At 42.3% G+C, this 15561-nt stretch carries 10 protein-coding genes; all 10 read right to left on the bottom strand.

Annotated elements, in window-relative coordinates:
• Positions 1-14: 14 nt before the first annotated feature.
• The 10 genes from Q4557_RS08455 to Q4557_RS08410 all read right to left on the bottom strand — a co-directional run bounded on the left by Q4557_RS08455 (position 15) and on the right by Q4557_RS08410 (position 15515).
• The gene (locus tag Q4557_RS08455) at positions 15-1406 is read right to left on the bottom strand and encodes a hypothetical protein (protein WP_102439695.1); all 1392 of its coding nucleotides are present in this window, start codon (positions 1404-1406) and stop codon (positions 15-17) included.
• A 90-nt stretch (positions 1407-1496) separates the two neighbouring features.
• Complete coding sequence (locus tag Q4557_RS08450; RefSeq protein ID WP_133126407.1) at positions 1497-2027, bottom strand: hypothetical protein; 531 nt, start codon at positions 2025-2027, stop codon at positions 1497-1499.
• Between the two features lie 16 nt (positions 2028-2043).
• On the bottom strand, positions 2044-2796 hold the full coding sequence (locus Q4557_RS08445; protein ID WP_102439697.1) for a hypothetical protein: 753 nt from the start codon (positions 2794-2796) through the stop codon (positions 2044-2046).
• A gap of 400 nt (positions 2797-3196) precedes the next feature.
• Positions 3197-3937, bottom strand: a complete 741-nt coding sequence (locus Q4557_RS08440) for a DUF481 domain-containing protein (protein WP_102439698.1) — start codon at positions 3935-3937, stop codon at positions 3197-3199.
• Between the two features lie 179 nt (positions 3938-4116).
• Complete coding sequence (locus Q4557_RS08435) at positions 4117-5460, bottom strand: MATE family efflux transporter (protein WP_102439699.1); 1344 nt, start codon at positions 5458-5460, stop codon at positions 4117-4119.
• Between the two features lie 280 nt (positions 5461-5740).
• Positions 5741-6805 (bottom strand): class II fructose-bisphosphate aldolase, encoded by a 1065-nt coding sequence (fba, locus tag Q4557_RS08430; RefSeq protein WP_102531936.1) that lies wholly within the window; start codon positions 6803-6805, stop codon positions 5741-5743.
• Between the two features lie 292 nt (positions 6806-7097).
• A complete protein-coding gene (locus Q4557_RS08425; RefSeq protein WP_303412059.1) occupies positions 7098-8273 on the bottom strand; it encodes a phosphoglycerate kinase in 1176 nt (391 codons plus the stop codon).
• An 87-nt stretch (positions 8274-8360) separates the two neighbouring features.
• Positions 8361-9383, bottom strand: a complete 1023-nt coding sequence (gene epd, locus Q4557_RS08420; RefSeq protein ID WP_102439702.1) for an erythrose-4-phosphate dehydrogenase — start codon at positions 9381-9383, stop codon at positions 8361-8363.
• 129 nt (positions 9384-9512) lie between these two features.
• A complete protein-coding gene (gene tkt, locus Q4557_RS08415) occupies positions 9513-11507 on the bottom strand; it encodes a transketolase (protein ID WP_303412084.1) in 1995 nt (664 codons plus the stop codon).
• 408 nt (positions 11508-11915) lie between these two features.
• Entirely contained in the window at positions 11916-15515 is a 3600-nt protein-coding gene (locus Q4557_RS08410) for a S8 family serine peptidase (protein WP_303412057.1), read from the bottom strand.
• Positions 15516-15561: the final 46 nt, after the last annotated feature.

Raw genomic sequence — 15561 nt, 5'->3', positions numbered from 1 at the left:
GGCGAATAAGCAACTTATTCGCCAATTTCTAACAGCCCACCTGGCAGTTTGCTTTGAGTAATTTCAATGATACTAGAGCGGCTCATAATAACTTTGTAACGGGCATATTCAAGTGGGCCTTTGCCATCTTTTAGCACTGCAACAAGGTTGACTTGATAGCGCCTTTCTACTGATTCGTTACTGACTTTGCCATCTTGTTCACTATAGATTTTTGCCTTACCACGCTCTAAGTGACGGGCAAATGGCACCAAGCTAAAGTTTACTTGCTCTTGGATTTTGGAGTAGCCAGCTTCAAATTCTTTGTTGGTCACCTTTGAAGCAATACGGTAATGCAGCACCACGGCATCGACTTTATTTTGCCTATGCCGCTGTTTCATTATCTCAGCGACTGCAGCGGGAATATCCTGGGTGCGGATAAAATCCAGCCATACGAACTGCTTAGCAATCACGGCTTGGGTGGTGGTATCCCTTAAAATCTGACTCCAGCGTGGACGTCCTCGCTGAATATAACGCCACATCGCAACCCGTACATCTTCTTTAAAAATTTCACGAAAACCGTATATCACCGCTAAGGTAACCACCAAACTCATGGTTAAGCCGCTAAACACCCCTTGGGCCTTAATGATCAGTGCTGATACCACCATCATCACTAACCCCGTAGCTAATCCCGTCACGAACTTTTTCAAGCCTATGCCTAAAGGTTTTAGCTCCTCCTTTAATACCACACCTTGTTGTATTAAGCGCCTTAATAACAGCATCTTATTTGAAATACGATTAGCATCTTGCTTGGTGCCGGATGAGTTATACTTTCTTTCCTCTTCACGGTAATGATGCTCAGCGCGGCATAACGCCACCAGTTGATCTTTAACATCACTATATTCAGCACTACGCGGCCGATAAGCTAAGGTTTTTAACAGTTGTTGTTCACAAAACCAGGACAGGTAATTGTCAGCATTATTGAAGTAGGATTTGAGCTTTTCATCGCTGGGCTCGTTACGGCGAAACTTTTTAAGCAACTGCGTGACCGACTCACCTAATTCAGTTAATGCGGGATAAAAGTCGTCAGGGTCAGTGATAAGACGCAATTCTTTTGCATCAGTCTCAATGGCTACGGCAAATTGATAGGCAAATAAGTTGAGGTATAAACGGAACTCTTCTTTAGTGCGTTTATTAATACTGGCAAAACGGTTTTGTACTAATGGTAGGTGTAACCCTTGAGAGTAATAAGACCGCCGCCCAAGCATTGCGCTGTGGTAATACTCTTCTTCGTCTAGGGTTTTTTCGCCAACCCCCATTTCTGTGGGTAAGTAAAAATATAAATCAAAGCTGCGCTGCTGCCCAGCCTCCATTTGATGGCTGAATTTAATCGATAATGATTCTTCTTTCTTTACTTTGACTTTAGCCACTATGGAAGTATTTTATCTCAGAGTTTGCCTTGCCTTAACTATAACGAATTTCAGCAGATAAAGGAGGCGTAAATAACTAAAACTATACCATTATTCATGTAAACGGCATGCCCAAAGCATATTGTAGGGCTTAAATTTCATTAAGATATATTTATTATCAATATCCATTTCTAAGACTTGAACAGCTATATGCAGCTGTGTTTGAGTTTGCAACTGAGCCGCTGTGGTTTTAAGCTCTTTGGCGAGGTACTTTCTCAAATAGGAATTATTTTGGTTAAACTGAGCATCGGTTAACACTAAATCTAATTTATAGGTCATGTCACCAACCTCTAGTTCAGTCAAATCGCCATCGAATGTTGCATATTCATGGTTTTTTGAACCTTTGGCATTGTAATAATTCAACTGAATTTGCTTATTTTTAACTGTTAATGCTAAAAATAGTGGTCCATGATCAAGCTCGATTGTATGCTCTTTGTCAGCGCTAAATTCATATAAATCACTCTGGCAATCAAAGGCCCATATATCTCTTGTATCAGCAAACTGCTCTAACATTAACACCGAAATACAAGAGACTACGATGAAACAGACAGTAAAAACAACACGACCAATTCTAGTTAACAAAAAATCTGTTACTGCTTTAACCACAAATATTTACCTTTTTTAGCCACGCAGGCGTTACAAAGCTATGCTGGGCTTGATCCCTCAAAACCTTGATATTATAAAAACGCCAGCGATCGGGTAGGCGTTTTTTCATTACGATGCTGACGGCTTTATTATCTTCAGCCAAAGTGGCGGAAATAGCATCCCAAGGCATGATGGGGCAATTTCTTAACTGATTAGAGATACGGTCTGCAATACTGCTTAAATCTAAATCGATTTCACTGGCTTTAGAGGCATATAAATACAGGTTAGAAACATTGCCTTGTTGAGTTAAAAACTCTCGGCTAGCATCCGGCTTCACCGATTCTTGATTATTAAGGTGTGAATGAACAAAAAATAGTGCGATTAACGTTAGCAAAATAATCACAATATACTGACCATAAGAAATCACCTTATTAGGTGAATCAAATAGGCTATTCTTACCAGAAACGACTTTAGTATAAAGAATGACACCCTGATTGGGGATTAACTCTATTAGCCTGCTATGAGAAGCGCCTAAATAATCCTGAAACAACACAATTATTTGTTGTAAATCTTCTTCTGAAATTTGCTGCTGATGCTGGCCATCAGTGGGGAAAGAGAGGCTTTCGATAGGCACAACTTGTCCGCGATGTTTTGCTAATAAGCTCAACACCCAGAATTCGTTATTATTGAGCTGCCATGTGGTAGCTTTGGATTGGTTGCTAAGCACTTTTTGCTTATCATCAAACCAACAACACCCAATTTGCATGCCTAGTCCATCTCATATTGCTCTATATATCATTAGATTATAGCGGAGCAGTAAATAGTTATTTGTGATCCACACAACTGATAGTCAGACAAGATTAAAATTCGTGAACTACGCCGCGAAATTTCGACATAAATCAACTCCAACGGCCCGCAAAAGCATACAACTGTTAACCAAGTTGCATCAAAATCACACCGAAACCCACACAGATCAACATTGACCGATACTTAGTAACACCACCCACCACCCCTAGCGAACATAAAAATCATTTTCAATAGTTGGCGAGCTTTTTTTTTGCGCTAATTTTGTATCAATAAAGCTGTATTATTAAGCAAAAAAAAACCGAGCATAGCTCGGTTTCTGATATGACGATTTTTTTAACGGCGCTTGCCCCAAAAACTAATTAGAATGCATACAACAAAGTCATATTGGTTTCAGTATCAGTACTCTTTTTATCTTCAAGTGGTGCATCGTTATAACGCACAATAACAGCAAACTTCATTGCCAATGCACCAATGATATTAGCCGTTAGCGCAGTTTCAGAGCGGCCTTCTAAGTTGTCACCGTAATCGGCAACAAACAGTTGGCTAAAAGTTGAGCTATCGGTAATTTTATAGGTAAAGTTCATCATACCATGAGCAACAACACTGTCCTCAGTGTCATAACCTAATGCCAATGATTGCTCATCATCTAATTGCTTATAGATATAACCTGGACCGATTTCTGCACTCAAAAAAGCTCTTTCATTATCAATAAACTTGTAACCATAACCCGCTGAAGCAATCATTTTGTAATCAAAACCAGTAAAAGGATCGGCTTCATAGTTTGCGGTGATATACATATAGCTTTTTTCGTCGAACTGATAGTTGCCTTGAACACCGGCATAGTAACGTTTAGCAGTATTTTCACCAGAATCTTCTTTATACAAACCTTCTAGCAGGTATGCATTCTCCCAATTGCCTAATTCTTGTTTCAAACCTAAACGCGCTTTAACTGAAGAAGTATCGGTATTACCCGTTGTTAGTGTTGCGCCTAATTCAGCCTCACCAGCGAAGGTTTTATCACCTTCAACAAAGTCTGCACCAGCATGGGCAGCAAACGGCATAGCTAAAGTTACAGCTGCAGCAAGTAGCAATTTTTTCATGTCATCAAGTCCTTTAATTACAATAGTTTCAAACTCACCCCAAAAATCGAACCGAATTCTAACACTTTGATAGCGAAAATGAAAAAACTACTCACCTATTAAAGCGATTAATACAAAACCCTAAAAACCATTTTCTATAATCTCTTGTGCTGCATCAGCTTAGCGCTGCCAAATTATCACTAAGCCATCACTAGGCACTTTTGCTGCCAACGCCCACTGCGCCAGCGCCATAACATCAATAAGCCCCTAACCCACTCGTCCACAGCCAAAGCGCACCAAATGCCTACTAAGCCTAAATCTAAATGTACTCCTAAAAAGTATGCCCCAGGCACAGCAATACACCACATAGATAAAAGGCCGATAAAAAATGGGAAACGAGCGTCGCCACTGGCTCTTAAGGCATTAATGACGACCAGATTAAATGTCCGACCAGGTTCCATTAATAGAGTTAGAATAAATAGCTGACCAACCATAGTAAGGATATCTTGGTCCTTGGTAAAAAAGGCCACTAAATGCTCGCCAAAAGCAGCAGCTAATGCCGCCACTATAGTGGTGACGATTAGCCCTATCTTGAGTGCTTTATACATTTGTGCTTCAGCAGCTTGATATTGTTTGGCGCCTATCATATGACCAATAATAATCTCATTACCAATGCCAATAGATAAGCCGAATAACAAGATAAACATACAAATTTGGAAGTACAAAGCTTGTGCTGCGAGGGCTTTATCGCCCATTAATCCCACAAAGGCGGTCACCACCATAAATTGCAGCATCCAAGAAATATTTTCTCCCGCTGCAGGCAGTCCGATATGAAAAACTTTATTAAGAAGCTGCTTTTTAGGTTTGATAATTTCAAGCAGTTTAAGTTGGATTTTGGTGTACTTAACAAATAAGTAAGCCATTAATGTCATGCCAACTAAGCGCCCTACAACCGTGCTAATAGCCACACCTGCAACGCCCATTTGCGGCAAACCAAACCAGCCGTAAAGTAACAGCAAGTTGCCGCAAAAGGTAATCACATTCATCAGTAAAGTGACCCACATGGCTTGTTGGGTAAAGCCATGGGCTCGCATCCCTGCAGCAAGACACATTGCCATCGCCTCAGGTATTAAACAAATACCGACAATTTGCAGGTAAAGTTTACCATCTGGGATCAGCTCAGCAGGTAAATTCATTAGATGTAGAATTAATCCTGCACCACTAAATACCCCTAATGCCGCAACCACACCCACTAATAAATTAAACCCTATCGACGAGTAAACAACGTCGCTAGCCGTTGCCTTATTATTGGCACCGAGATATTGAGTGATCACCACACTGGCGCCAATACTGACGAAGCTAAAAAGCGTAATCGATAGCTCAAATACCATGTTGCCCACTGACAGTGCGGCAACCCCTTGATAAGAAACTCGGCTAATCATTAATGTATTTAAAGCTGCGGTCAAAAAGTGCAACGCAAAATCAAAAAACAGTGGCCAAGTGAGGGAGAAAAGCGATAACGGGGCATTGGGTTTAGCGTGCATAAGTCATATTCAATATAGGTTAAAGGTTAGTCAGTTCCTTCTAAAGCTTAACAATAATTTATGAGATTTCGCCCAACTTATTGTCAATATGAAATTAAGTCCGTTTTTAAGGGCGGCGATATTGCGCTATTTACCTAAGGGATACAAGTGGTTTTAGAAAAAAAGCCATAAAAAAACCCAACGCGAAAGGTTGGGTTTTTAGTACTATTATTAATCAATTAGTTACACAAAAAGCAGCAGTAAAAAACCATTGAACATCTTGTATGCACTATTGAGTAAGTTAGTTAATTTGCGGATCTAACTCACCAGATTGATACGCTTTGTACATTGCTTGTAGTGACTTAGGCTTAATTTTAGAACCCATGCCAGCACAGCCAAACGCTTCATAACGTGTGGTACAAATGTCAGCCATTGCTTCCATTGACGCTTTTAAGAATTTACGTGGATCAAATTCAGCTGGGTTTTCAGCTAAGAATTTACGTACAGCACCTGTTGATGCTAAACGTAAATCGGTATCGATATTCACTTTACGAACACCATGCTTAATCCCTTCAACGATTTCCTCTAAAGGCACGCCGTAAGTTTCTGGGATTTCACCGCCGTACTGGTTAATGATCTGCAGCCACTCTTGTGGTACTGAAGATGAACCATGCATGACTAAGTGCGTGTTAGGAATACGGGCGTGGATCTCTTTAATACGGTCAATACGCAGCACATCACCCGTTGGACGTTGGCTGAACTTATAAGCACCATGGCTAGTACCAATCGCAATAGCTAAAGCATCTACATGAGTGTCAGATACAAAACGCGCCGCTTCTTCAGGCGTAGTTAGCATTTGATCCATCGTTAGGATACCCGCAGCACCGATACCATCTTCTTCGCCTGCTTCGCCAGTTTCTAAACTGCCTAAACAACCGATTTCGCCTTCAACTGACACACCACAAGCATGTGCAAAAGCAACCGTACGACGAGTAACATCAACGTTGTAATCGTATGACGCTGGTGTTTTACCATCTGCCATCAAAGAGCCGTCCATCATCACTGATGACATACCTAACTGGATTGAACGCTGACAAATATCAGGATCAGTACCATGGTCTTGGTGAATACATACTGGAATATCTGGATACTGCTCAAGTGCGGCAGCCATCAAATACTTAAGGAACTGTGGACGAGCATATTTACGCGCACCCGCTGATGCTTGCACGATAACAGGGCTGTCAGTCGCTTCAGCTGCTTGCATAATTGCACGCATTTGTTCTAAGTTATTTACGTTAAATGCTGGAACACCGTAACCGTGTTCTGCAGCATGATCTAGCATTTGTCGTAGAGATATTAAGGCCATTTTTTACTCCAAAAATAGGGTGATTACTCACCTAGGTCGCTATCGCTTGGATTGATTTTTATACCCTTACATCTTGCTAATATCCGATGTAAAAGTGCTTGTTAACTTATGTCAGCAAGCACTCAAACAGTAAACTAGCAAGTATAAGAGCGGTTTTTTTCTAATTATTATCGGTTTCGTACTACAATTTTTACTCGTTATTCGCGATAAACCACGACTCATCTTGACTCAGTTGTGCCGAGATAACTCTGATAATCGCGATTAAATTCGCCGCTTAAGCTATTAGTGCTTATTATTTGCCGCGTTGTTCGAGCATAGCAACGGCTGGTAACTCTTTACCTTCAAGGAATTCCAAGAACGCGCCGCCACCTGTTGAGATATAAGAGACTTTGTCTGCTATATCGTATTTATCCACTGCCGCTAAAGTATCACCACCACCCGCAATTGAAAATGCACTTGAATCGGCAATCGCTTGAGCGATACGCTTAGTCCCTGCGCCAAACTGATCAAATTCAAATACGCCCACTGGGCCATTCCATACTACAGTGCCTGCAGCTTCAATGATTTTTGCTAATGCTTCAGCGCTATCGGGGCCGATATCAAAAATCATATCTGTGTCAGCAACATCCGCCACTGACTTTAAGGTTGCCGCTGCAGTCGGGCTAAACTCACTGGCAACAACAACATCTGTAGGGACAGGGATATCGCCGCCACGGCTTTGTGCATTGGCCACTAAACGCTTAGCCTCATCAACTAAGTCAGCTTCAAAGAGTGATTTACCCACTTGATGGCCTGCTGCCGCAACGAAAGTATTAGCAATACCACCGCCTACAACTAACTGATCAACTTTAGTTGATAAGCTTTCAAGTACCGTTAGCTTAGTTGATACTTTTGAGCCACCCACAATGGCCACCATTGGACGAGCTGGATTATCAAGTGCTTTACCTAATGCAGCTAGTTCACCTGCAAGTAGCGGGCCAGCACAAGCAATAGGCGCATGTAGACCAACGCCATGGGTTGATGCTTGTGCGCGATGAGCGGTGCCGAAGGCGTCCATTACGTATACATCACATAATGCAGCCAATTTTTTAGCTAATGCTTCATCGTTTTTCTTTTCGCCGATATTAAAGCGCACGTTCTCAAACACAACCACTTCGCCAATGTTCGCAGCAACACCATCAAGGTAATCAGCAGCTAAAGTCACTGGGCAGTCTAATGCCGCTTGTAAGTAGTTAACCACTGGTTGCATAGAAAATTCAGTGTTGAATTCGCCTTCTGTTGGGCGCCCAAGGTGAGACATCACCATCACTGCGGCGCCTTTTTCAAGGGCCAGCTTAATTGTCGGTAAAGCAGCGCGTAAACGTGCATCACTGGTCACAACACCGTCACTGACTGGCACGTTAAGATCTTCACGAATAAGCACACGCTTATTGGTCAAATCCAACTCACTCATATTGATAATAGCCATGGAGATATTTCCTTTTAATTTAAAAACAAAGCTGCTGTTACAATTGAGCGCTTTACCTCATAAGATAAAGCGCTCAATTAATATAAATTAATTACCGTTATTTTTAGCGCAAATCATCGCTAAACTGGTATCAAGCATTCGATTAGCAAAGCCCCATTCATTGTCACACCACAGTAATAGCTTCACTAAATGCCCTGCGCTGACGCGTGTTTGGGTACCATCGACGATACTGGAACGGGGATCGTGGTTAAAATCACACGATACTAATGGTTCATCAGTATAACCCAAAATAGCATTAAAACGACCGCTGGCGGCATGCTCTAGCACATGATTTACACTGGCAATATCAACCAGTTTATCAACGGTGACTGATAAGTCGATTGCGGTCACATTGATGGTTGGAACACGCACTGAGATCGCTTCAAACTTGTCTTTCATGTGCGGTAAAATCCGCTCGATGCCACGGGCAAGTTTAGTATCAACCGGTATAATTGACTGACCTGCTGCGCGGGTTCTACGTAAATCATCATGGTAGGCATCAATCACTTGCTGATCGTTCATCGCTGAATGAATTGTTGTAATTGCGCCGCTTTTTACTTCAAAGTGCTTATCCAGTACATCGATGATTGGCACGATGCAATTGGTGGTGCAAGATGCATTTGACACCACAGTATGATGCGGCTGAAGTAAGTGGTCATTAACCCCAAATACGATAGTGCCATCAACATCTGCAGAAGATGGGTGACTTATTAACACTTGTTTGGCCCCTGCATAGATGTGGGCTTCACAGGCTTGCCTTTCAATTAAGCTGCCACTGCACTCATACACTATATCGATGTCTAATTCGGCCCAAGGTAATTTACTGGCGTCAGCTTGGTGAAATAATTGGATGACATCATCACCAATATGTAATTGGTCTTCATGCAATTTAACGCTGTTTTGAAAGCGGCCATGGGTGGTGTCATATTGGGTTAAATGACTGATAGCAGCAGGTTTAGCAAGCTCGTTAATGGCAACAATTTGGATCTGTTGACGTTTACCCGATTCGTATAAGGCACGTAAGATTGAACGGCCTATTCGGCCATAACCATTGATAGCAACTCGGATCATTGAGGGTTAAGCTTCCTCTTAACAGTACTCAGCAGAATTTAGAAAAAAAACGGCCTGCAAGTGATTGCAGGCCGCCATTATACAGATTAAAAGGCTAAAAGTTTACCCTTTAATTGAGTCGCTTAGGGATTAACCTAATGAGTTAACCGTATTAACGACATTCTCAACAGTAAAGCCGAAGTGTTTAAGTAAGTCGCCACCTGGCGCTGATTCACCAAAGGTCGACATACCAACCACTGCGCCATTGAAACCAACATACTTATGCCAGAAATCAACGTGAGCTGCTTCAATCGCAACACGCTTAAGTACTGATGAAGGTAATACAGACTCTTTATACGCAGCATCTTGCTTATCAAATACATTCGTAGATGGCATAGACACTACGCGAACCTTTTGACCTTTTTCAGTCAATGCTGCTGCCGAGTCTAATGCAAGTTGTACTTCACTACCTGTGGCAATCAAGATAACGTCTGCTGTGCCTTCACAATCAGCAAGTACGTAACCACCTTTAGCAACATTGGCTAACTGCTCAGCTGTTCGAGCCTGGGCTTTTAGGCCTTGGCGGCTAAAGATTAATGAGGTTGGCGACTTGCGCGTTTCAATTGCAGACTTCCAAGATACCGCTGTTTCAGCAGCATCACATGGGCGCCAAACCGTCATGTTTGGCGTCATGCGTAAGTTAGCTAATTGCTCAACCGGTTGGTGAGTTGGACCATCTTCACCTTGACCAATTGAATCATGGGTGTAAACAAAGATGTTTTGAATGCCCATCAGTGCAGACATACGTACCGCATTACGCGCATATTCCATAAACATCATGAAAGTTGCACCATAATTGATAAAACCGCCATGTAATGATGCACCATTCATGATGCCGCTCATACCAAATTCACGTACACCGTAGTAGATGTAGTTACCGGCAGCGTCGTCTTGAATACCTTTTGAACCAGACCAAAGGGTTAAGTTTGAACCCGCTAAGTCAGCACTGCCGCCTAGTAATTCAGGAAGCATTTCGCCGAAGAAACCAATGGCATTTTGTGATGCTTTACGACTGGCAATGCCTTCTGCTTTATCTTGACACTCTTGGATAAATGCTTGAGCTTTAGCTTCAAAATCAGCTGGTAAGTCACCGTTTAATACACGGCGCTCAAATTCAGCAGCAAGTGCTGGCTCTGCCGCTTTATAAGCTGCAAATTTTTCATCCCATGCTTTTTCGTTAGCAATACCAACTTCTTTAGCATCCCAACCTTGGTAAACATCAGTAGGAATTTCAAATGGGGCATGTGGCCAACCAAGGAACTCACGAGCTGCTGCAATTTCAGCATCGCCAAGTGGCGCGCCGTGACAGTCATGGCTACCAGACTTGTTTGGCGAACCAAAACCAATGACAGTTTTACAACAAATCATTGTTGGTTTGTCTGTTACTGACTTAGCTTCTTCGATTGCAGCGCGAATAGCATCACTGTCGTGACCATCAACATCAGCAATAACATGCCAGCCGTATGATTCAAAACGCTTAGGCGTATCGTCAGTAAACCAACCTTCAACGTGACCATCGATAGAAATACCGTTGTCATCCCAGAATGCAACTAGCTTACCAAGACCTAACGTTCCCGCTAATGAACATGCTTCATGGGAGATACCTTCCATTAAACAGCCATCACCTAAGAAACAGTAAGTGTTGTGATCAACAATGTCGTGACCTGGACGGTTAAATTGTGCTGCTAAGGTTTTTTCAGCAATCGCCATACCGACAGCGTTACTGATACCCGCGCCTAAAGGACCGGTTGTGGTTTCAACACCCGGTGTGTAACCAAACTCTGGATGACCCGGTGTTTTAGAATGCAGCTGACGGAACTGTTTTAGTTCTTCAATCGGAAGTTCGTAACCCGATAAATGCAGTAAAGAGTAGATAAGCATTGAACCATGACCATTTGATAAGATGAAACGGTCGCGATCGGCCCAGTTAGGATTGGTTGGGTTATGCTTTAAAAAATCATTCCATAACACTTCAGCAATATCTGCCATACCCATTGGTGCGCCTGGGTGTCCAGAATTTGCTTTTTGAACGGCATCCATACTTAACGCACGGATTGCGTTGGCGAGTTCTTTACGAGATGACATGCTCTCTCCTGCTTGTTGATGATGAGGTCTAGCGGGCAATTGTGGGGACATATTTTCCCCTACTCAGCGATGGGACGCAAATTATAATTAAATATAAGTAGCAATTTTTTATCCCGAGCAATACTGCTTACACCTGACGATATTATTAATGGCTCGATTTATACCATGTTATCGGTAACATTTAAATCACATTTACACCAATAATTAACATTTTGTAAAAGTTGAACTTTGGATGCGTTGGGGAGGCAATAGCTGAAATGATAACGGGAAGGAAAAAAAGGCCAACATCCTTGTTGGCCTTATAAAGGTAATTAAACAATAAGAAGTACTGCCACAAACCCGATTAATTATATGACTTGATAATTCATCGGGCTGATATTAACAGCGAGTTTACAGTTAGTTTTTAAGCTATTTCTGAACACGTTTACGTTGGCGAATACAAGCCATGATAAGTAACATCATCCAACCCATACCCATAGCACCACCGCTACTGCTTTTAGTTGGTTCTTCGATTACCGGAGGTATAACCTCTGGCGCTGCGGCAACCGTGAGTGTGAACATGCTAAATGCTGATAACTCACCATCCGTTGCTGTCACTTTAATTTCAAATGTTCCCGCTTCAGTCAAGCTGCCAGATAAGCTCATGCCATCAATGCTTAATGTATCTGGGCCAGACACGCTATAAGTCAGAGTGTCATTTTCGGCATCAGCAAACACATCGGTTAAATCAACACTGAATGCAACACTGCCTGAGTCAGTAAGCTCAGTTTCAACATCGCTAAGTGGATTAGCCACTGTTGGAGCGGTATTAACAGGTACTTCAACTGGAGCCAAACCTTCAACTTTAATCAGTGTGCCACCAATGTTACGCACTAAGCTTGACGTTGTCCCCAGTTCTAGTAAGCCGTAGTAAACCTCACCTTCTTCTAGCGGAGTTAAGGTTTGACTGTCATCAAGATAGCCATTAACTGTCATGCTGACATCAAACTCTTCGTCTTGGGCAACAGTACTTGGCGCATCAATGTCGAAACTGGCTTGAGAAGAATAATTAACATGAGTCACTCGCACTGTAACGTCATCAGGCTCATCAGCGACTGTGCCTTCATAGTTATGCGCAAGTATCCAGTAATTACCTGTGGTAGGTGTTGGAATAATACACTGTTCGTTAGAGTCAATTTCACCACTGATACACACTAATGAGTAATACAGTTCGCTTGCATCCGCTTTACCATCATTGTTCTCATCAATACCCACATATAAGTCCATGTCAGGTGAAGTTGTATCTGTGATTTCAACCACTAAACGTTTGGTATAGGGTTTAACAACAGTCGTTGTGGTAAATAACACCTCTTGATTGTATGCAGGGCTGTTACGCTCAACATCATTAGATGCACCGATCGCTGTGCCGCTAAAGCTTTGTGATTTAAATAAACCAAAGCCGTTAACTTGCAGATCATTACTACCAGATGTAACGATGTCATTGATCTCGATTGTATTATCTAGGTTGTTTAACTTAGCTGAAACGCTATCTACGATTTGCCCCGCTTTAAAGCCAATAGTGGCCTGTAAGTGAGTATCACTCATGTCATCAGCTGAATTCTTTAGATTAATGTAGCCATGCACCCATTCATCAACTAACTCTGCATTAGCGATAGCCTTGATCGTCAATACTTGAGACTCACCAGCGTTAAGTGCAAATGATGAAGGTGACACTTCAAAAGTAAAGCCATCATTTAAGTACTCATAATCCACTGTCCAGTTACTGCTTTTCGTCGCTGTGACTTTACGTGTCCAAGTACAATTTGAAATACACTCATTGTTAACCATCGAGCTTGTATTCAAATCACCTGGGTTACCGTCAATCGATGGGTTAGCTGCAAGATATTCTTCTTTAGTGATATCCATTAATAAACCCGCTTTTAGGGCATCATTAATACGGATACTACCGGCACCTTGAGTGAAGAAATCAGAGCGCTGTTTAACACCGTCATAGTCATCATCTTGGTAAGTCACCTGATAAGCTGTAGACATAATAGCCATTTGCGCTTGCGCAGGCGTCCATAGAGGATAAGCTGATTTGATCAAGGCAAGTGCGCCAGCAACATGCGGGCTTGCCATGGATGTCCCAGAGAATGACACATAAGGAATATGGCCAATCTCACCTTCAAATACTCTGTCCTCTGCATTTGCAGCATAGATATCCACACCCGGTCCAGCAATATCAGGAGCAAAAATATTCGGATATGGCAGGTTTGGTCCGCGAGAAGTAAATGCGCCGGCAATATCACCCAAACTATCATCAGTGCTGGTTACACTGGCAGCTATTGCTGCTTGGTGATCAGTCCCAGTTGCTAACCAGTCAGTCAATAATTGGCCGTCAACATCATTTAAATGAATAGCTGGAAGTACGTGGTTATCATCATTTACCGTATCTGCACCACCTTCCAAGTTAATCAAAATCATGCCACCCGCACCGGCATCTCTGACAATAATACCTTTACGTACACGAGCGTTAAGGCCACGTTCACAGACAACAATTTGATCGCTAGTAAATGTGTCTGCTTCAAAAGGCTCAGTACACATAGCATTGGCTTCATCATAATCTTTAGCCTGAACCACCTTACCGGTAAAGCCTTTGGTAACACCACGGCCCGATAAATCAGCCAGAGAAGTGCCACCAACAGAGGTGAAATCAGTCAAACCTTTCTCGTCAAAACTCAGGTTATGGCTATAAGCTGCTACGGTTGTTACCCAAGGCGCATTACCAGGAGAGCCAATTGTGCTCGCTGTAGGTCCTGCGTTACCAGCTGCTGTTGCCACATGAATACCAGCTTCACGAGCATTTAGGAATGCCTCAGCGCTTACTGAATCCCAAGGGTCAGTTGCAGAGCCGCCAACTGAATAATTAAGTACTTGCACGCCATTTTCAATGGCATGCTCAAGAGCTTGAATCGTAAATTCAGGGTAACAAGAGCCTACATCGTCACATACTTGGTAAGAGACGATATTGGCATGGGGGGCCACGCCACTAATCGCAGGAAATTCAAAGGCACTTTTTTCGGCAATGATATTGCCATCTTCTTCTTCCACTTGAAGGTAATAATTAACGTTTTGAACGACGTTACCTGCTGCCGTAGATGCCACATGTGAGCCATGTCCGTGGAAGTCATAACCCACTTTAGCTTTATCCGCTAGGTCATCATAACTTGGGTCATCTAGGTTATCTGCAACACTTGCCCGATAATCAACAAGCTCTGGATAACTCACAATACCAATCAGTTTGTTGTTACAAAATTTAGGGTATTGCTGACAATCGCCAAAGTATTGATTTTCGCCATTTGGATTAACAAATACATGGCCATCATCGCCCACTTCTTTGAATGAGGGATGCGTAGCGTTAATGCCGGTATCCATAATACCTACAATAATCCCTTCACCTTTGGTACCAGGGATATCATTGACACCTTGCCAAACTTTTTTGGCTCCGATAAATTCAGGTCCTGTAGAAGTCTGAATATAATGCATACCGACAGGTTCAACACTGTATACATCTTGATCTTTTTGGATGGTTTTAACTTCACTGGCATCAAGCTGCAGTGCAAATGCATTAGCAACTACTTGATACTGTTGTGTTGGCTTTAAAGTACGGTTAAGTTTACCGCTTAACCTTTGGGTAATTTGTGTCTGCTTTGACTCAAGGTAGCGTTTATAGCTCACACTGGCTTGAGATTTAAGATTTAATACGCCCGCTGTAGTTTTGTTACTTTGATTACTTTTGATGCTGGTTGCGGCATAGCCTGTAACCGAGCCATCGTAACTTGCTAGCGCGCTATCTTTTAAACGGACAAAGTACAGTCCGTCAGTACGCATTTTTCCGGCACGTTCTAGTTTTATTTTTTCTTGGCCAGGATTGATGCTGTTAAGCGGTTTGCCTGAGTCTGCATGACTAGAAAATGCCAATACTGAACTCACAGCACTAAGAACCAAATATCTACTACTTAATTTCATTTGATAACCTATTATTCTTTTTATAATAGGAAAGCCCAATCGGGCT

Origin of the sequence: Shewanella sp. 5_MG-2023 (genome assembly GCF_030547465.1) — a bacterium.
In the GTDB taxonomy this organism is placed as follows: Bacteria; Pseudomonadota; Gammaproteobacteria; order Enterobacterales; family Shewanellaceae; genus Shewanella.
The sequence above is the reverse complement of the archived record's forward strand: the minus strand, read 5'-3'. Positions and strand labels throughout refer to the sequence as shown.

Coding starts and splice junctions, on each gene's coding strand:
- Q4557_RS08410 (WP_303412057.1), bottom strand. CDS start 15,515: ATGAAATTAAGTAGTAGATATTTGGTTCTTAGTGCTGTGAGTTCAGTA.
- epd (WP_102439702.1), bottom strand. CDS start 9,383: ATGATCCGAGTTGCTATCAATGGTTATGGCCGAATAGGCCGTTCAATC.
- Q4557_RS08445 (WP_102439697.1), bottom strand. CDS start 2,796: ATGCAAATTGGGTGTTGTTGGTTTGATGATAAGCAAAAAGTGCTTAGC.
- tkt (WP_303412084.1), bottom strand. CDS start 11,507: ATGTCATCTCGTAAAGAACTCGCCAACGCAATCCGTGCGTTAAGTATG.
- Q4557_RS08435 (WP_102439699.1), bottom strand. CDS start 5,460: ATGCACGCTAAACCCAATGCCCCGTTATCGCTTTTCTCCCTCACTTGG.
- Q4557_RS08440 (WP_102439698.1), bottom strand. CDS start 3,937: ATGAAAAAATTGCTACTTGCTGCAGCTGTAACTTTAGCTATGCCGTTT.
- fba (WP_102531936.1), bottom strand. CDS start 6,805: ATGGCCTTAATATCTCTACGACAAATGCTAGATCATGCTGCAGAACAC.
- Q4557_RS08425 (WP_303412059.1), bottom strand. CDS start 8,273: ATGGCTATTATCAATATGAGTGAGTTGGATTTGACCAATAAGCGTGTG.